Source organism: Flavobacteriaceae bacterium HL-DH10, from assembly GCA_031826515.1.
Classification (GTDB): domain Bacteria; phylum Bacteroidota; class Bacteroidia; order Flavobacteriales; family Flavobacteriaceae; genus Thalassobellus; species Thalassobellus suaedae.
In genome coordinates this window covers 1,439,979-1,458,366 of record CP134536.1, presented here as the reverse complement: position 1 = coordinate 1,458,366, position 18,388 = coordinate 1,439,979, and the positions used below count along the sequence as shown (strand labels likewise).

14 protein-coding genes, 1 tRNA gene and 1 pseudogene are annotated in these 18,388 nt (G+C 31.7%); 7 read left to right on the top strand and 9 right to left on the bottom strand.

Annotated elements, in window-relative coordinates; all coding sequences use genetic code 11:
- Both RHP49_06365 and feoB (RHP49_06360) read left to right on the top strand, forming a co-directional pair.
- Window positions 1-1,023: a metal-dependent transcriptional regulator gene (locus RHP49_06365; protein WNH13875.1), complete on the top strand. Its 1,023-nt coding sequence runs from the start codon at window positions 1-3 to the stop codon at window positions 1,021-1,023.
- A gap of 3 nt (window positions 1,024-1,026) precedes the next feature.
- Window positions 1,027-3,220 (top strand): annotated as a pseudogene (gene feoB, locus RHP49_06360) (ferrous iron transport protein B).
- Between the two features lie 53 nt (window positions 3,221-3,273).
- Here feoB (RHP49_06360) and RHP49_06355 read toward each other — a convergent pair.
- Window positions 3,274-5,535: a TonB-dependent receptor gene (locus RHP49_06355; GenBank protein WNH13874.1), complete on the bottom strand. Its 2,262-nt coding sequence runs from the start codon at window positions 5,533-5,535 to the stop codon at window positions 3,274-3,276.
- A gap of 102 nt (window positions 5,536-5,637) precedes the next feature.
- Between RHP49_06355 and RHP49_06350 the strand changes: the two genes are divergently transcribed.
- Window positions 5,638-6,300 carry a metal-dependent transcriptional regulator gene (locus tag RHP49_06350; GenBank protein WNH14386.1) on the top strand — a complete coding sequence of 221 codons (663 nt, stop codon included), beginning with the start codon at window positions 5,638-5,640 and terminating at the stop codon, window positions 6,298-6,300.
- Between the two features lie 217 nt (window positions 6,301-6,517).
- Here RHP49_06350 and feoB (RHP49_06345) read toward each other — a convergent pair whose 3' ends face one another.
- The 3 genes from feoB (RHP49_06345) to RHP49_06335 form a co-directional block, all read right to left on the bottom strand.
- Complete coding sequence (gene feoB / locus RHP49_06345; protein ID WNH13873.1) at window positions 6,518-8,617, bottom strand: ferrous iron transport protein B; 2,100 nt, start codon at window positions 8,615-8,617, stop codon at window positions 6,518-6,520.
- On the bottom strand, window positions 8,610-8,843 hold the full coding sequence (locus tag RHP49_06340) for a FeoA family protein (GenBank protein ID WNH13872.1): 234 nt from the start codon (window positions 8,841-8,843) through the stop codon (window positions 8,610-8,612). The genes feoB (RHP49_06345) and RHP49_06340 overlap by 8 nt, the downstream gene beginning before the upstream one ends.
- Window positions 8,844-8,913: 70 nt before the next feature.
- On the bottom strand, window positions 8,914-9,588 hold the full coding sequence (locus RHP49_06335) for an SCO family protein (protein ID WNH13871.1): 675 nt from the start codon (window positions 9,586-9,588) through the stop codon (window positions 8,914-8,916).
- Between the two features lie 118 nt (window positions 9,589-9,706).
- Between RHP49_06335 and RHP49_06330 the strand changes: the two genes are divergently transcribed.
- The 3 genes from RHP49_06330 to RHP49_06320 all read left to right on the top strand — a co-directional run bounded on the left by RHP49_06330 (window position 9,707) and on the right by RHP49_06320 (window position 13,195).
- Window positions 9,707-11,644 (top strand): M1 family aminopeptidase, encoded by a 1,938-nt coding sequence (locus tag RHP49_06330; GenBank protein ID WNH13870.1) that lies wholly within the window; start codon window positions 9,707-9,709, stop codon window positions 11,642-11,644.
- Between the two features lie 70 nt (window positions 11,645-11,714).
- Entirely contained in the window at window positions 11,715-13,049 is a 1,335-nt protein-coding gene (gene rseP, locus RHP49_06325) for an RIP metalloprotease RseP (protein WNH13869.1), read from the top strand.
- A gap of 72 nt (window positions 13,050-13,121) precedes the next feature.
- Window positions 13,122-13,195, top strand: a tRNA-Asn gene (locus tag RHP49_06320).
- Window positions 13,196-13,362: 167 nt separating this feature from the next.
- Here the strand turns inward: RHP49_06320 and RHP49_06315 are convergent.
- Entirely contained in the window at window positions 13,363-13,956 is a 594-nt protein-coding gene (locus RHP49_06315) for a hypothetical protein (protein ID WNH13868.1), read from the bottom strand.
- A gap of 35 nt (window positions 13,957-13,991) precedes the next feature.
- Between RHP49_06315 and RHP49_06310 the strand changes: the two genes are divergently transcribed.
- Complete coding sequence (locus tag RHP49_06310; protein ID WNH13867.1) at window positions 13,992-15,194, top strand: site-specific integrase; 1,203 nt, start codon at window positions 13,992-13,994, stop codon at window positions 15,192-15,194.
- Window positions 15,195-15,275: 81 nt separating this feature from the next.
- Here the strand turns inward: RHP49_06310 and RHP49_06305 are convergent, their stop codons facing one another.
- The 4 genes from RHP49_06305 to RHP49_06290 form a co-directional block, all read right to left on the bottom strand.
- Window positions 15,276-15,857, bottom strand: a complete 582-nt coding sequence (locus RHP49_06305; protein ID WNH13866.1) for a DUF2971 domain-containing protein — start codon at window positions 15,855-15,857, stop codon at window positions 15,276-15,278.
- A gap of 174 nt (window positions 15,858-16,031) precedes the next feature.
- Window positions 16,032-17,081: a DUF262 domain-containing protein gene (locus RHP49_06300; protein ID WNH13865.1), complete on the bottom strand. Its 1,050-nt coding sequence runs from the start codon at window positions 17,079-17,081 to the stop codon at window positions 16,032-16,034.
- Window positions 17,074-17,655: a hypothetical protein gene (locus RHP49_06295; protein WNH13864.1), complete on the bottom strand. Its 582-nt coding sequence runs from the start codon at window positions 17,653-17,655 to the stop codon at window positions 17,074-17,076. Before RHP49_06295 ends, RHP49_06300 begins: the two co-directional genes overlap by 8 nt.
- Before the next feature lie 182 nt (window positions 17,656-17,837).
- The gene (locus RHP49_06290) at window positions 17,838-18,296 is read right to left on the bottom strand and encodes a hypothetical protein (protein ID WNH13863.1); all 459 of its coding nucleotides are present in this window, start codon (window positions 18,294-18,296) and stop codon (window positions 17,838-17,840) included.
- Window positions 18,297-18,388 lie beyond the last annotated feature (92 nt).

The window sequence follows — 18,388 nt, the reverse complement described above, 5'->3', positions numbered from 1 at the left end:
ATGAATACATATAATCCAATATCGGCACTTATTATATTTTTTGTCATAACAGTATTGCTTTTTGTGTTATTTAGACCAACAAAAGGCTGGTTTTGGATTCTTAAAAAGAATTTAAAGAGCAATGAAAAAACAATAATTGAAGACATTTTAAAGCAGTTATATCATTTTGAAAATTCAGGAAACAAAGTCGATATGAAAACTTTGGTTCAGGTTTTAGATTTTAATCATAATAGCATTGTAGAAGCCGTAAAAAAAATGACAATTAATGATTTAATTTATTTTGAATCAGATATTTTAAAATTAACAGAAACAGGCAGAGAATATGCGGTTCGCATTGTTAGAGTCCATCGGCTTTGGGAACGTTATTTAGCCGATAAAACAGGGTTTCATAAAACCGAATGGCATGATAGAGCAGAAAAGATGGAGCATAAGCTTAGTCATGATGAAACCAATACACTTGCTGCTCGTTTAGGAAACCCAAAGTTTGATCCGCACGGGGATCCTATTCCAACAAGAACAGGTAAAATAGCCGAGGTTAATGGTGTAGAATTGCCCTTGCTTCCGGTAAATTCTATTGGTAGAATTACGCATATAGAAGATGAACCAGAAATTATTTATAAACAGATTTTAGCCGAAAACATTCATATAGGATCACTTATTAAAGTGATTGAAAATAATACGACCCGAATTGTTTTTCAATCGGAAGGAGAGGAGTTTAAATTAGCACCTATTGTAGCTGCAAATTTAACCGTAGCACCTATTGAACAAGAAGTTGTTATAGAAGATAATATTGCTAGATTATCGAGTTTAAAAGAATCTGATACGGCTAAAATTATAGGAATTTCTAAAGAAAGTCGAGGCGAAAGCAGAAGAAGGTTACTGGATTTAGGATTTGTAAAAGGTGCAGATATTAGTATTGATCTTATGAACCCCTTGGGAGAACCACACGCTTATTTAATTAAAGGAACGTCTATTGCGTTACGAAAAGACCAAGCTAAAAAAATCCTTATTAAAAAAGATTAAATCATGGATACAAAAGTAAAAAGTGCTTGCGATACCTGTGCTCATTTTAATGCTGAAGGCTTAAAAAAATTAGGTGTACGAACCGATAATTTCGATTTTGTAGTGGCGTTGGCAGGTAACCCAAATACAGGAAAAAGTACGGTGTTTAATGCTTTAACTGGATTAAGGCAACATACAGGTAATTGGCCAGGAAAAACAGTTACTAGAGCCGAAGGCGGATTTGAATACAATACCAATAAATATAAATTGGTCGATTTACCAGGAACGTATTCATTGCTTTCTACATCTGAAGATGAAGAAGCCGCAAGAGATTTTATTCTTTTTGGAAAACCCGATGTTACGGTTATTGTTGCCGATGCGAATCGATTAGAGCGTAATTTAAATCTTGTCATTCAAATATTAGAAATTACCGATAAGGCGGTTCTGTGTTTAAATTTAATGGATGAAGCCAAACGAAACCATATTTCTATTGATATACGAACACTTTCGAAAGATTTAGGAATTCCTGTGGTGCCTACTAGTGCTCGATTTAATGAAGGTATTCCTGAATTGATTCAAACCATTAGTGAAATTGCTAATGGTACAATTGTTTGCAAACCTCATAGAATTAAAAGTGTGCCTGAAAATATTGAAAAAGCAGTTAAAACACTTGCTGCCGAAATTAAAAAAGAGTTTCCAGGTATTCCTAATAGTAGATGGGTTGCTTTCAGATTATTAGAAGGCGATGCGCAAATTATTAATGCTTTAAGAACAGGTGAACTCGTTTAAAATATAGCAAATGAATCAAAAAAATATAGACCATATTATTGAATTATCTAATGAATTGCGCTGGCAAATTGGTGATGATTTTCATGATAACTTAACGGAGAGTATTTATGCCGATGCTGCCAATATTGTAAAAGATAGTGTTCAAGTAGATAATTCGAAAAAACGCTTTCGTTTAGATTCTAAAATAGATAAAATAGTAACGAGTAAGATATTCGGATTTCCTATTATGTTTTTAATTTTAGGAGTTGTGCTCTGGTTAACCATTATAGGTGCAAATTATCCTTCATCATTATTAGCAGAATTATTATTAGATACCATTCATCCGGTACTTAAAAGTGGTGCTGCAAGTATAAATATGCCTTGGTGGCTTAATGGATTTTTAATTGATGGTGTTTATTTAGCAGTTGCTTGGGTAATAGCGGTAATGTTACCACCTATGGCGATATTTTTTCCCATGTTTACCCTGTTGGAAGATTTTGGTTATTTGCCACGTGTCGCTTTTAATTTAGATAGTTTATTTAAAAAATCTGGCGCACATGGTAAACAAGCCTTAACCATGAGTATGGGTTTTGGTTGTAATGCAGCTGGTGTTGTTGCAACGCGAATTATTGATAGTCCTAGAGAGCGTTTAATTGCTATTATTACGAATAATTTTTCGTTGTGTAACGGGCGTTGGCCTACTCAAATATTAATAGCTACTATTTTTATTGGTGCTGTGGTTCCCGAATCATTTTCAAGTATTGTATCGCTATTAGCTGTTATTGGTATTGCTGTTTTAGGTATGGCTTTTATGTTTACGGTATCTTGGGCGTTATCTAAAACACTTTTAAAAGGAGAAGTGTCTACTTTTAATTTAGAATTACCGCCTTATAGACCGCCTCGTTTTTGGAAAACCATTTACACCTCATTAATTGATAGAACTTTAATTGTATTATGGCGAGCAATTGTTTTTGCAGCACCTGCTGGTGCGGTTATCTGGATAATCTCTAATGTTTATATAGGTAACGAAAGTATTGCGGCTTGGACGATACATTCGCTAGACGGTTTCGGGTTTCTTTTAGGATTAAATGGTGTTATTTTATTAGCTTATATAGTCGCTATTCCTGCCAATGAAATTGTAATTCCAACCATTTTAATGCTAACCGTTATGGTTACTGGGGTTTCTGGAGGACAAGGCGCTGGAGTGATGTTTGAATTAGACTCTATGAATGCCACAGCCGATATTTTAAGGGCAGGTGGTTGGACGCTTTTAACAGCTATAAACCTCATGTTGTTTAGTTTGTTACATAACCCCTGTAGTACGACAATTTATACCATTTATAAAGAAACCAAAAGTGTGAAATGGACAGTTTTTGCGTCTATTATGCCAGTTATTTTAGGCTTTGTGGTAACCTTTTTAGTAGCTCAGTTTTGGAGATTAGCTTTTTAATGTAGATTTTAAAACATCATTTGATTGTCTTTTAATATATCCCATTGTTAGATTTATTTAATGGAGTAACGTAATCCGAAAAATAAGCGAATGCCTTGATTTGGCGCATATACATATGATGGGTCGAATGTTAATCCATATGGGTTATATTTAGGACTATTAGGGTCATCGTTTACCAAAGCGTTGCCATTGCTATCAAAATCAACATTTTTATCAAAAGGGTCGTGTGCTCTTGATATAATAAAAGGGTTTCCTTTATTGGGAGTCCAGTTTAATAGGTTTTTTACGCCACCGTATATTTCGAAATTATTTAAACCATCAAAAGTTAGCTGAATATTTTGAATGCTCCAAACAGGAGAATTTTCTTTACGAGGATCCAAGTCACCTAATAAAGGCAATCGCATAGGTCCATAAATATTACCCGTATAATCTAGTGTTAGGTTGTATTTATAATTTTTATACGATGCTGCCCAAGTTCCTGTAAAGCGCTCCGTTAAAATTTGACGTTTTTTAATATTGTTTTCTGTTTGAGATACGTCTTGATATGTACCTCCAACCAGCAGTTTTACGCCATTAGTAATTATGGCATCATAATTAAAACTTACGCCTTTTGTAACAGCTTTTCCGTTTAGGTTATCGTAAATAATTTGATTAGGATTTGTGTCGTAATCTGGAAGAATTAAATTGGTAAAATGGGTATACCAAGCAGAAATGTCTAATCCCATTATCATGCCACTTTTAGTATAAAACTTTTTTAAGTAATTAATATTAACATTGTAAGAACGCTCGGGCTTTAATGCCTCTGTAATTATAACGTCTCTAGCACCTGTTAATGCGGCATGTTCTTCAGTAAAAATGTTAACGACTCTAAATCCTGTTCCGGCATTTAATCTAAAAATATCATTGGCGGTAGGTTTAAATCTGTATGCAATTCGAGGCGTGAATATATTACCATGTCTTTTGTCATAATCATAACGTGTTCCTAATAATAATGTATGCTTGTCGTATAGTTTTATTTCATCTTGTATAAATACAGATGGAATTAGAACCTTATCTGCTACTTCTGTAGCAGGAGTGTTATCATTGTAATAATTATAGCGTAACGAAGTTCCAAATAAAAGGTCGTGATTCTTTAAGGTTTTATCCCAGGTAAATTGTCCAAAACCAATACGTTGTTGTGCCAAATATGGAACATTGCCATATACCGAGTTTTGATCATGATCTGTATATGAAAACTGAAACAATATTTTTTCTTCAATAGGGAGTTGATATTTTCCTAAAAGCTCAAAGCGTGATGTATAAATAGATTCTCCATAAATTTCATCGCCACCTCTATATGATGGATTCCATTGCATTTCACCTCCCCATCGGTCTTCATAAAAATAACGTCCTACAATAGAAAATGCTCTTTGGTTTTTTCGTTCAAAATTCCATTTTTGAAATATTGAAATTCTATTTTGGAGGGTTAAATCGGTAAAATTATCATTGTTATTATCTATTGGATTGTTGTAATTAAAATAATTGATTCCAGTAAGAAGACTAGTTTTAGATCCTATATTGGCTTTATATCCCAAATCCAGATTCACTTCTCCCCAACCAGTGGTATAACTATCTGCAAAAAATTTAGGAGCATTTTCTGGAAGTTTGGTTATGATATTAATTAGACCACCAACAGCTTCGCTTCCATAAAGAGAAGATGCCGGGCCTTTTACAATTTCAATTTGTTCTATTAAGGAATTGGGAATGCCAGATAAGCCGTATACTGTAGATAAACCACTAACAATTGGCATACCATCTATAAGAACAAGTGTATATGGCCCTTCTAAACCATTAATATGAATATCTCCTGTGTTGCAAACATTGCAATTGATTTGTGGGCGTACACCATTTACATTTTGTAAAGCTTCGAATATATTTGGAGTTGGATTCTTTTTAAAAAAAGCGGGAGAATAGACTTCAACAGGCACCGGACTTTCTAAACGTGAAACTGCTTTTAAAGTTCCCGTAACTACCACTTCTTCTAGCATTTCAGATTCTAATAAATCGAAATTTATAACCATATCACGCGATGAAATGGTTATGTTCTTTCTTTGATTCTGATATCCTGTAAAAGATGCTATAATTGTGTAGTCTCCTGTTTCAATAGCATTAAGTTTATAAAAACCGTTTTCATTAGTTGTTGTGCCTTTGGAAGTGCCCTTCAGGTATACATTAACATAAGGTAATGGTTCGCCATCAGAAAATACACTTCCCGTTATTTGTTGTGCGTTTGATGTTGTTGAGAGTAAACTTAAAAACCAAAATAGATATTTCATAAAATATATTTTTGCAAATATAAATATAAATTTAGACTAATCTAAAAAATAAAAATAAAATAATAAATAAACTATATTTGTGGTTAAATGAATATCACTATGATTACCCTAACAGAAGAAAACTACATAAAATCCATATATCAATTAGGGAAATATGGAGTCCATACTGTAAGTACAAATAGCATTGCAGATGCTTTAGAGACTAAAGCATCATCGGTTACAGATATGATGAAGAAGTTGGCTGAAAAGGGTTATGTTAATTATAAAAAATATCAGGGTGTAAATCTTACTATTAAAGGAGGTGAAATTGCAGCAGACATAGTTAGAAAACACCGACTTTGGGAAGTGTTTTTAGTTGAAAAACTTAATTTTTCTTGGGATGAGATCCATGAAATTGCAGAACAGTTAGAACATATAAAATCTGAAAAGCTTATTCATGAATTGGATAAATTCCTTAATTATCCTTCGCATGATCCTCATGGCGACCCAATTCCAAACAAATTTGGAGCTATAAAAAAAACAGAGAAGATATTACTTTTTAATTTATCAGAAAACACTAAAGCGGTTTGTGTGGGAGTTAAAGATACATCATCGGCTTTTTTGAAATATTTAGATAAACATAAAATTGCATTAGGTTCAGAAATTATAATTTTGTCTAGAGAAGATTTTGATAATTCAATGGTTATTAAAATTGGAGAAAATTTAATAAGTATATCCCAAATTGTTGCTAGTAATTTGTTTGTAAAAGAATGCAATACTATATAAGCACTGTCGGTAATCCTTAATGACACCCACAGCCATCATCGCCACCGCAAGATTTTTTTGATTTCGGTTTTTTCCAAACAAATTTTTTAATCAAGAAGATTAAAGCAAGCCCAATTGCTGTAAAAACTAATATGTTTTGAATGATGGTATTCATACTTAGTTTGTCGAAGTTATTCTGGTTTCATAACATTATTGTATCACAAAGGAGATGACTAAATTATTTCAAAAATTGGAATGCAATTAAAGCAACAATATAAGCGAAGCTACTCATAATAACTAATTGTAAAATTGGCCATTTCCAGCTGTTAGTTTCTCGCTTTACAATAGCTAATGTACTCATACATTGCATAGCAAAAGCATAAAACAAGAGCAATGAAATACCAGAAGCGAACGTAAATAAAGGGCCTCCTAAAATAGGATTAATTTCTGCGGCCATTCGGTTTTTTATGGTGGCTTCATCATCATTTCCAACACTATAAATAGTCGCTAAGGTTCCAACAAATACTTCGCGAGCAGCAAAACTACTTACAATAGCAATACCAATTTTCCAATCGTAACCCAAAGGTCTTATAGCAGGTTCAATGGCGCGACCTGTAATACCAATAAAGGAATGTTCTAATTTATAAGACGCAATATGTTGCTGTATTTCTTCGTCGGTTAATTGTTGTGAAGCGTATTCCGTTTTAATAATATTTTCTGCATCATTAAAATTGTCACCTGGACCATAAGAGGCTAAAAACCAAAGCACAATAGAGATGGCAAGAATAATTTTTCCTGCACCAAAAATAAACGCTTTTGTTTTTTCAATAACTGTTAATGCCACATTTTTAAATAGCGGTAGTTTGTAATTTGGCATTTCAACTACAAAAAAAGTTTTGCTTTTAAGTTTTAATATTTTATTTAAAATTGCTGCTGAAAAAACGGCAGTTAAAAAACCTATTAGATACAAAAACATCAAGGTTAAAGCTTGATAGCTTAATCCTAGAAATCGCCCTTCCGGAATTATTAGCGATATGATAATTAAATATACTGGTAGTCTTGCAGAACAGGTTGTAAAAGGTGTTACTAAAATAGTGATTAACCGCTCTTTCCAGCTTTCAATGTTACGAGTTGCCATAATAGCTGGAATAGCACATGCTGTACCAGAAATAAGGGGAACAACACTTTTTCCGCTTAAACCAAAACGACGCATAATTCTGTCCATTAAAAAGACCACGCGACTCATATAACCACTTTCTTCTAGAACTGAAATAAACAAGAATAAAAAGGCAATTTGAGGAATAAAAATAACAATGCCTCCAAGTCCTGGAATAATACCTTCTGCTAATAAATTGGTAAAATCACCTTGAGGTAAGTTGTTTTTTACCCATTCACTTAGCGAAGCAAAAGCATTATCTATATAATCCATAGGAACGCTAGACCAGTCGTATATAGCTTGAAAAATAGTAAGTAGAATAACTCCAAAAATAAGATAGCCCCAAACTTTGTGTGTTAAAACGCGATCGAGTTTTGTGCGTAAATCTTTAGCTTGAGAAGCATCAATGGTTTGCCCTTTTTTAAGCGCATTGTTTATAAATTGGTAACGTTTAATAGTTTCTTTTTGCTGTAATCGTTTTAAATCGGCTTTACTTTTAGTTTTAAAACTGGCTATAGCATCAATTTCATTTCTGTCGGTTTTTCCAAAGTTTACATCCTGAGTGATAACTAACCAAAGTTTGTATATAAGTTGATTAGGAAATGCTTTTCGTAAATTTTCAAAATAATCTTTATCAATTTCAAAGGCATTTAAACAAGGTGTTACCGAGATCTCTTTATAATTAGTAATAAGGTTTTTTAAATTATCAATGCCTTCGTTTTTTCTTGTACTTATTAATGCAATTTTAGTTTGGAGCTGTTCTTCTAGGTAAGGAATATCTAATGAAATACCTTTATACCTCATACGGTCTGCCATGTTAATTACAAGCAGTGTAGGGATCTCTAAATCTTTAATTTGGGTGAAGAGAAGCAGGTTTCTTTTTAAATTTTCAACATCACTTACAACAACGGCAACATCGGGAAAATCTTTATCATTTTTATTTAAAAGGAGTTCGATAACCACATTTTCATCTAATGATGAAGCGTTTAAACTGTAAGTACCAGGTAAATCAATAATATGGGCTTTTACACCGCGTGGTAATTTGCAAATACCTTCCTTTTTTTCAACTGTAATACCAGGATAATTGCCTACTTTTTGGTTTAAACCAGTAAGGGCGTTAAAAACAGAAGTTTTTCCAGTATTGGGGTTTCCTATTAGGGCGACGTTTATTTGCTTACTCATCTATTTTTTCAATTAAAATATGAATAGCAGTTTCTTTTCTAATAGCCACATGCGACCCATTAATATTTAAATACATAGGGTCTTGAAATGGAGCTAGTTGTACAAGTTCAACAGAATTGCCAGGTAAACAACCCATTTCTAAGAGTTTTAATGGAATATGAATAGACGAAACATCAGTGATAATGGCACGTTCTCCTCGGTTTAAATTTGCTAATGTGTCTTGCAAGCTTATTTAGATTGATTTTAAAGAAACAAAAGTAATGTAAAAATTTAGCCTAAAAAAATTGTAGATAAAACTATTGTAGATATTCTTCTTTTAGAATTTTTATATCTTCTAGAAGTCTTTCTATGTCTTCAGTATTAGTGCCATCATAAAAACCGCGAATTTGTCGTTTTTTATCAATAAGCATAAAGTTTTCGGTGTGTATCATGTCAAAAGTACCACCATCACCAAAAGTTTTAACTGCGAGGTAACTTTTTCGTGCTAATTCATAAATTTGTTTTTTATCACCCGTAACTAAATTCCATTTTTTATCGTTAACACCCTTTTTTATAGCGTAACGTTTTAGTTGAGCAACCGAATCAATTTTTGGAGTTACTGAGTGCGAGAGAAGCATGACTTCATCATCATTTAAAATTGCTTTTTGGATATCGACCATATGGTCTGTCATAATTGGGCAAATGGTTTGGCAGGTCGTAAAAAAGAAATCGGCCACATAAATTTTATTCTTATAATCGTCTTGGGTAATAGTCTTTCCGTTTTGATTGGTAAGTGAAAAATCGGCTATTTTATGATATTTTTTTTGATATTGAATGGTACTGTCTACCAATTCTGTACTTACCATGGTTGGCTGGTAAATAGGTAACGGTTGGTAAACATTTAAAGTATTATATATTAGGGTAACAATAATGATAGAAATGATGGCAAAAACAATAGCAAATTTTTTGTAGTCTTTAAAAAAAGAAAGCATTTATATATAATTTTAAAGATTAATTATAAGATTGAATGCAAAAATACGACACATAACTAATAAAGCAGTATTTTTAGTTGAAAAGAATTCTTAGAAAAGCTATTAAAAACACACAAAAATGAAAGTATTTTTATTGGTAGTATGTTGCTTATTTACTTTAAGTTTTTTTGGACAAGAGTTCGAAGACACATTAAAAACTATAAGAGATTTAGAAGCAAAGTCTGCCTCAAAGAAAATGCTTCAAAAAGCAAATGTTAACACAGGCAATTATAATATAAAATATCACCGATTAGAATTTACTTTAGATCCATCAATAGCATTTATAACTGGAGATGTAACTACTTATTTTGAAGCGAAAGAAAATTTAAGTAACGTTACTTTCGATTTAGCAGATAATATGACGGTTTCTCAAGTTAAACAAAGAGGAAATACCCTGTCATTTATTCAAAATACAGATGATGAATTGGTTATTACATTATCTGCTATTCAGAATATGGGTGTATTAGATTCCTTAACCATAAGTTATTCAGGTAACCCAATAAGTTCTGGTTTTGGTTCTTTTGAACAAAGTACACATGCTGGAGACCCTATTATCTGGACACTTTCAGAGCCTTATGGCGCAAAAGGTTGGTGGCCTTGTAAGCAAGATTTAAATGATAAATCAGATTCTTTAGACGTATATATAACAACACCAAGGTTTAATCCATCTAATGAAGAATATGTTGCTGTGTCTAATGGATTAGAGCAAAGTCAGATTATTAACGGAATAAATAAAACCACTCATTTTAAACATCGTTATGCCATTCCTGCGTATTTAATAGCGATAGCGGTAACAAATTATGAAGTTTATTCGCATACGGTAGACAATAGTGGAAATCCTTTTGATATCGTAAATTATGTGTATCCGGAAAATTTAAGTTCGGCCCAAGCAAGCACTCCCATTACTGTAGATATTATGAATTTGTATTCTAATTTATTTGAAGAATATCCTTTTGCAAACGAAAAATATGGTCATGCACAATTTGGATGGGGAGGAGCAATGGAACATACAACCGTTTCGTTTATGGGTAGTTTTGGTCGTAATTTAATTGCTCATGAGCTAGCGCATCAATGGTTTGGAGATAAAATTACTTGTGGTAGTTGGAAAGATATTTGGCTTAATGAAGGCTTTGCAACCTATTTATCTGGATTAACTATAGAAAATCTTGATGGGAATACTGCTTTTACAACATGGAAAGAACAACGAAACATATCCATTACATCTTTGCTAGACGGCGCAGTATATCTTACAGATACAGATACAACAAATGTTAACAGGATATTTAGTAGCCGATTAACTTATAATAAAGGCGCTATGGTTTTGCATATGTTAAGAAAGAAAATAGGTGATAATAATTTTTTTCAAGGCATTAAAAACTATTTAAGTAATGTTAACTATGCTTATAGCTATGCTAAGACAGAAGATTTTATACCTATTATGGAAGCAGCAAGTGGCGAAAACTTAACAGCATTTTTTAACAATTGGTTATATAAAGAAGGGTATCCTAGTTATACTATTGAATGGAATCAACCATCGGTTAACCAAGTTCATATTCAAATTTCTCAAACACAAAGTGATCCTTCAGTTTCTTATTTTGAAGCTCCAGTACCTTTAAGGCTTATAGGTGCTTTAGGGGAGACGCTCGATATAACATTAAATAATACAGTGAATCAAGAAGACTTTTTTAATTCGGTTAATTTTACTGTAGCTTCTATTCAGTTTGATCCCGAAGCAGACTTAATTTCAAAAAACAATACAGTAACGCTAGCAAATAATAAATCTGAGATTGAGAATAATTTTCTACTATATCCAAATCCAGCTCAAGATAACTTCACCATAACTAAACCAGACAACATAGAGGTTAATCAAATAAAAATATTTAACATATTTGGACAATTATTATATCAAACACAGTGGACACAAAAAATTAATGTTGCTTCATTTTCTTCAGGAGTACTTTTTGTACAATTAGATACTAGCCAAGGTGTAATTAATAAATCGGTGTTAAAAAACTAGCTATTAATTTTAATAAGTTTTCTAAATGATGTGAAAAGCTTACTTTTGTGCGATTATAAAAAAATTGTAGATGTCAGTATTTTTAATAAAAGGAGCTCAATTATTGTTGAGCCTATCAATATTAGTTGTTTTACATGAGTTAGGACACTTTATTCCTGCTAAATTATTCAAAACAAGAGTTGAAAAGTTTTACTTATTTTTTGATGTGAAATTTTCACTCTTTAAAAAGAAAATAGGAGATACTGTTTACGGTATTGGTTGGTTGCCATTAGGAGGTTATGTTAAAATTTCGGGAATGATTGATGAGAGTATGGATACCGAGCAAATGGCGCAAGAACCACAACCTTGGGAGTTTCGATCTAAACCAGCATGGCAGCGTTTAATTATTATGTTAGGTGGTGTAACGGTTAATTTTATTTTGGCTTTTGTAATCTATATTTTTATAGTATTTACTTGGGGAACCAATTATTCTTTAAAAGATGATGTTAAGTATGGTTATGGTATTACTAAAACCATGGAAGATATTGGTTTTAAACAAGGAGATAAAATTATTAGTGCCGATGGCGTTCCAATAGAAGAAATTTCTAGTATTAATTCTAACTTAATGTTTAGAACGATTAAGTCTATAAAAGTTGAACGACAAGATGGATCTATTTTAGATATAGCTATACCCGAAGGTATTGGAACCAAAATGTTTGAAAATGGAGATACTAGTGCTTTTAAAGCCAGAGCACCCTTTATTGTAGATTCTATAATACCCGATTTTCCAGCGGATAAAGCAGGTTTGTTAAAAGATGATAAAATTATTGCTGTAAATGGAAATAATATAAGCTATGACACAGACTATCATTATTTTATAAAAAACAGAAATGTTGAAAATGCCGAAGTAAAGCTTACCATTGAAAGAGATAATACTACAAAGGATGTTGTTATTACACCTGATAAAGATTCAAAAATTGGTGTAGTTTTACAGTCTACCGATGCCGATTATATTACGTATCGTCATAAAGATTATTCTTTTACAGAGAGTGTAAGTAAAGGATTTTCATTAGGATACTGGACTATAGTTGACTATTTTGCTCAGTTTAAATATATATTTACAAAAAAGGGCGCTTCACAATTAGGTGGTTTTGCTGCCATTGGGAATATGTTCCCTCCAGTATGGAATTGGGCAGCTTTTTGGGGCTTAACAGCTTTTTTATCAATCATGCTAGGGGTTTTAAATTTATTACCAATACCTGCTTTAGATGGCGGACACGTTATGTTTTTGCTGTATGAAATGGTGTCTGGTAGAAAACCAGGAGATAAGTTTATGGAGTATGCCCAAATGGTAGGATTCTTTATATTAATAGCTTTAGTTCTATTTGCAAACGGGAATGATATTTTTAAAGCGATTTTTAATTAAATTTTTTAAAAATATTGTTTGCAGTAATTAAAAATATATATATATTTGCGCTCGCTAAGGCGAATATAACATTCCTTCTTAGCTCAGTTGGTTAGAGCATCTGACTGTTAATCAGAGGGTCCTTGGTTCGAGCCCAAGAGAAGGAGCAAAAAAAGTTCAACAGAAATGTTGGACTTTTTTGTTTTTATATGCTTTTCTTATAATACTTGCATTTACTGCATTAATTGCATTTTATATAAAATGCCAAGTTGCCAACTTATTTGGTAGAAAAAGGCATGCTATTAGGTAACATTATATTCTAAAAAGGTAACACTTAATAATCCTTAAAAAATATTAAATATAAATTCCTTAAAAAATGAACAAACAAACCAACCCCAATACTAAACCCAAGCACATATATTATAAAAAAGAAACCTCCATTATGAGTTGACTGCATTAATGCCGCAGCACCTATTATAAAAGATAGCAACGACAAAAAGAAAAAATAACCTTTCCCATTATAGAGATATCGACTAACCTTATATCTAAATAGAGCTAAAGAATTTTTAAACTTAGGTATCCTCATTAGCTTCAATAATTTTACATGAAATGCATAATCTAGGTATCCGAGTTCGTGTGGATATATTATAACTGTTGGAATGCTATTATTTATATAGACATTAGTTTTTAAGTCATATTCGGATCTATTAATCTTACTTTTGTTATACCACCCATAATATTCTACATAAATTTTTAATCTAGGAAGGTAAAAATCTACGTCTCTATAAGCATACTTCTCATCTCCTTTTAAATTGTTTATACGCACTTGAGGCATGAATTTAATGCCTTCATTTTCCAGAAAGTATTCAATAAATTTTTCATCTTTTGTTGGATTATAAGGGTTGGTGCTTTGCGAATGCCTAATCATAAAATATTCCTAATTTTTAACTAAAATTAATTAAAATGACAATACAAAAAATTAATATCCGATTTATATTATATAAAAATAGAAAACGTGCTGATAACAAAGTTTCTATTTTAGTTAGAATAACATATGGTGGTAAAAGAAAACAAATTTCATCAGGACTATTCATTAACTCAGCAAACTGGAACAGCAAACAACAATCCGTTAAGCCACCAGAACCAGATTCTGAATATATCAACAGCCAACTAAGCCTTATTAAAACAAAAATTAATAGGGCTTTTTTATTGCTTCAAGTTAAAGAGGAAGCTTTTAATGTTGATGATATTTACAGCTTGTATAAGGGCGTTAAAACACAAAAAGAATACAATATAGTTGAGTTCTTTGAACGTTACTTAAAGAAGCTTAAAACGCTTATAAATATTGACATAAAACAAGTAACATGGAGTAAGTTTAACTACATAAAAAAGGATGTAAAGTCATTTATAAAATGGCAGTTTAAAACTAATGATTATCCACTAAAAAAGTTAGAATTACAATTTCTATATGATTTTGAATATTACTTAAAAGTTGAAAAGAATCAAAAACAAATTACTATTAATAAATCTTTACAACGGTTTAGAAGAGTAGTTAGAACTGCTTTGGCTGAAAACTACTTAGATAAAGACCCATTTATACTTTATAAAACTAAAACGGTTAGAACAGAAGTGGTGTTTTTATCTCCTGAAGAATTAGTTTTATTAGAACAACATGAGTTTATGCAATCTAGGTTGCAATTCATCAAGGAATTGTTTGTGTTTTCTTGTTATACAGGGTTGCCTTATAATGAGCTAATGAGCTTAAAGCAATCCAATATTGTTAAAGGTTTTGATGGCAATTTGTGGATTAAGATGAAGCGTGAGAAGACCTCTAAGGAGCTGTCTATACCATTATTGCCAAAAGCACTAGAGGTTTTAGAGAATTACCAAAATGGTGATACTTACATTTTTCCTAGAATAAGCAATCAGCGTTATAATTCTTATCTAAAGGAAATAGCTGATTTAGTTGGTATAGAAAAGAGGTTAACTACACACATGGCTAGAAGAACTTTTGCAAGTACAGTTTTGCTTTATAATGATGTTCCTATGGAAATAGTTTCTGAACTACTTGGTCATTCTAGTATGAAGATTACACAGGATAGTTATGGAAAGGTGGTACAGAAAAAGATTAGTCTGGAAATGAATAGATTGAAGGGAGGTGAATAGGTTAAAGGGAAGTAGTTAGCTTCCCTTTAGTCATATTGAAAATAGCAATTATTTATATTCGACTTTGTTGTGTGCAGTTTTTTAATCATTCATAATTTCTTGAGCTCTAATAATTTGGATATCTGGATTAATTTTTTCCACTAAATCTTTTATTAAACTAATATCAGGAGTACTCATACTTCTCCCCAAAATAATCTCGACAACTTGAATATTTACAAAATGTTTATCTCGGATAAAAACTCTTTCCTCTCGTTCATAACTCCAAACAGCTAACTTATGACTGAGAATCTCGATTGCAGTCTGGTCATTATAATTTTGATTTTGTATTGAAGCAAGTCCATTATATACTATTGGTCTAACTGTATATTTATCATCATTAATTCTTAATCCAATTGCAACTCCTCTTTGTCCATTTGTGTAATGAGACCACATTAATTCATTATTATTCACCCTTGATAGCGAACATAATCTTAGTTTGCCTTTTTCTTCAGTTAACTTACTCCGAATGTTTCTATTTAATTCTCCAGTTCTATAATAATATTGACCTTCCATTGGATCATTCAGATCTTTATATGGAGCTGCGAAAAGTCTATTTTTAAGAATAATATCTACAAAATTCTTGAAATTATCAAGACTTCTATATTTATATAAAATTTCAGTCATATTTTTTTATATTTCAAACGGCCCCGTATATGAAAGGTAGCTCTGAAAATAGGCGATAACCTTTCGGATGATATTCAAGCCGAATTTTTAAATTTTACGACTTCCCAAAAACGCCTAAACCATAGTGTTAGCAAGGATTTTCGCTATTTATATATATATTGTTAGCACCAGTTATTATTCCCAAAGCCCTTCGAGTTTTATATTTAGGGCATTTTCTCTAACTTTTCGACTTCCTGAATCTGTTGTTGCTCTAATTCCTCTTCCATATTCTTTGGTTTCTGGATTGTAACTTACTTCCTCATCACCTTTGTCGGTTTTTACAAAGTAGTTAATCTCTTCTGCGAATTCTAAAAGCTTATTTCTTGCCATTTCTCTTTTATCTTTAGATAGTGGAAGTTCATCTTTTTGTTTTGCAAAGAATCCAAATAATGTATAAAAATCGGCTTTTTTACTCCATCTTGTATTATTTATTTCTGGTAGAATCTTAAGAATTTCTCCATTTACTGTGTCAAAAGTTTCCATTACCTCTTTACTGTTTTCAAACTCTTCTTCATAAAGTGCATAATACTTATCTAAATTGTCCTTTTTGTTTTGGAAGCCGTGCATATAAAAAATTGCCAATTCGCTAATAAATTCTACATCAATCATTCTTCTGATATCGTTGGCTGTAAAAACATCAATTTTGCTCCAATAATCTTTATCAGATAATGTATTCATTGTTTTTATAAAAGGCCCCCAATATGTGGCTTGTCGCAATTCTTGTTTATTAAGCGAAACAACATTTTTATTTAATCTTTGAAATATTTCTCTCAATTGAGGGTCTGGAATGTCAGGTAAAACTCGAATTACAAAATTGTATTGAAAAATTGTCTTTTTTTGGTCTGTGGTTAAATCTTCAAAATACATATCGGCAAAATCTGGACTTTCCTTGGCGTTAATGCAATATTTACCTTCAAGAAATTCCAACATTGCTCGTGTTCTTTGTTGCCCATCCACAATAATATATTTTGCTTTACCTTTTTCATCCACAGTTTCCTGCATATAAATTTCTGGAATTGGATATTCATTTAATATAGTGTCTATTAGATAGCTTTTTTGTTTCGTCACCCAAACTGGGTTTCGTTGAAAAGGCGGTTTCATATCCAATTCTCCTCGGTCAAAAGCTCCTTTGAACCAAGCCACATTTCTGTTTGTTGTGTTTAAAAAATTTGTCATTTTATTCATTCTCGAAGAGTTGAGTTCTTAAATTTGTTATGTTGTTTATATGATATGCTCGCAGAGACTCATAATCTTTATAAATTCTAATATTTATTGTTTTATTATTTATTGGGTCAACCTTTTCCATATCAAGTAAATGCAATGTCCATTCTTTACCGAATGGAAGTATTTCTAATATTTTGTCTGTTGCAATAGTTCCCCAATAAATTAAACGGTTAACGTGCTCTTTTAGGCTATTTTGTTGGACGCTATTTAGGTCGAAACGTTTTGTTCCTAAATTTCTTAAAGTCTTCCAAGCTATGTCAAAATGATATCCGGAAATAATAGCAATATCAATATCCGAATCCTCGTGAAATTGACGATAATTTTTATTTGGATTTAAGCTAAAACCACAACTTGAACTTCCAGTAAAGACCATAGATTTACTATCCACCTGAAGTTTTTCAGCAAGTTGTTCTTTCCACTCAATATATTTTATCCTGTCTTCACCGAAAATAAAAGGCGTTCTATCCAACATCCATTTAGAGCAAATGAATGAAACAGGATTATCTATTAATTCGTATTTGAATTCGTCTCTCATGTTTTTTTTTAATTGTTGCTAACGTTTGGTATATGGAAAGTTGCGTGTTTGTGTGCGAGGATTTTCCGAAGGAAAATCAGAAGCTAGCAAACGAGCAACTAACATTGGTTTAACTAAAACTAGCAATTTTTTATATACTGTGTTACTAGTAGTTTTTTTTATTTTCAGTATTTTATGAGTATTTAAATCCGTTTTTTTGTTTTAATCTTAGTTTTAAGATACCTAAACATTTTATAAGCTAGCACACAATCCAAAATTATAAGTGCAAATCGAACAAAACCATCTTTTAATATTAAAATTCCTAAATCGATGTTTAAGTTTATTCCAGGTGAAAATGGTAAAAGAGCAAATCCGACTATAGTGATTAAAGCTAAACCTCCGATTATAATTGCTGGAATATACATTATGTAATTCAACAATTTAAATCTATCTAAGTATTGAGTGAATATGTGACCAAAACCTATTGAAGCTAAAAGAATGCCAATGATTATTGATATATAGCTTGATCCATTAAAACCAGTTACAACTAAATATATTCCACTAGCCCCAAATCCAATTAAAAATATAAGTATGTTAAATATAAAACCTAAAAATTCCCATTTTTCGATTTTATTTAATTTGTCTTTTAGTTTCTTAATCATTAAGAATTTATTGATATTGTGAGTTTTTAAATTACTGGCAACGGTGATGTATATGAGCTGTGGCGTGACTCGGCACAGACTTTCCTGATAAA

Coding starts and splice junctions, on each gene's coding strand:
- RHP49_06365 (WNH13875.1), top strand. CDS start 1: ATGAATACATATAATCCAATATCGGCACTTATTATATTTTTTGTCATA.
- RHP49_06355 (WNH13874.1), bottom strand. CDS start 5,535: ATGAAATATCTATTTTGGTTTTTAAGTTTACTCTCAACAACATCAAAC.
- feoB (WNH13873.1), bottom strand. CDS start 8,617: ATGAGTAAGCAAATAAACGTCGCCCTAATAGGAAACCCCAATACTGGA.
- RHP49_06335 (WNH13871.1), bottom strand. CDS start 9,588: ATGCTTTCTTTTTTTAAAGACTACAAAAAATTTGCTATTGTTTTTGCC.
- RHP49_06330 (WNH13870.1), top strand. CDS start 9,707: ATGAAAGTATTTTTATTGGTAGTATGTTGCTTATTTACTTTAAGTTTT.
- rseP (WNH13869.1), top strand. CDS start 11,715: ATGTCAGTATTTTTAATAAAAGGAGCTCAATTATTGTTGAGCCTATCA.
- RHP49_06315 (WNH13868.1), bottom strand. CDS start 13,956: ATGATTAGGCATTCGCAAAGCACCAACCCTTATAATCCAACAAAAGAT.
- RHP49_06310 (WNH13867.1), top strand. CDS start 13,992: ATGACAATACAAAAAATTAATATCCGATTTATATTATATAAAAATAGA.
- RHP49_06305 (WNH13866.1), bottom strand. CDS start 15,857: ATGACTGAAATTTTATATAAATATAGAAGTCTTGATAATTTCAAGAAT.
- RHP49_06300 (WNH13865.1), bottom strand. CDS start 17,081: ATGAATAAAATGACAAATTTTTTAAACACAACAAACAGAAATGTGGCT.
- RHP49_06295 (WNH13864.1), bottom strand. CDS start 17,655: ATGAGAGACGAATTCAAATACGAATTAATAGATAATCCTGTTTCATTC.
- RHP49_06290 (WNH13863.1), bottom strand. CDS start 18,296: ATGATTAAGAAACTAAAAGACAAATTAAATAAAATCGAAAAATGGGAA.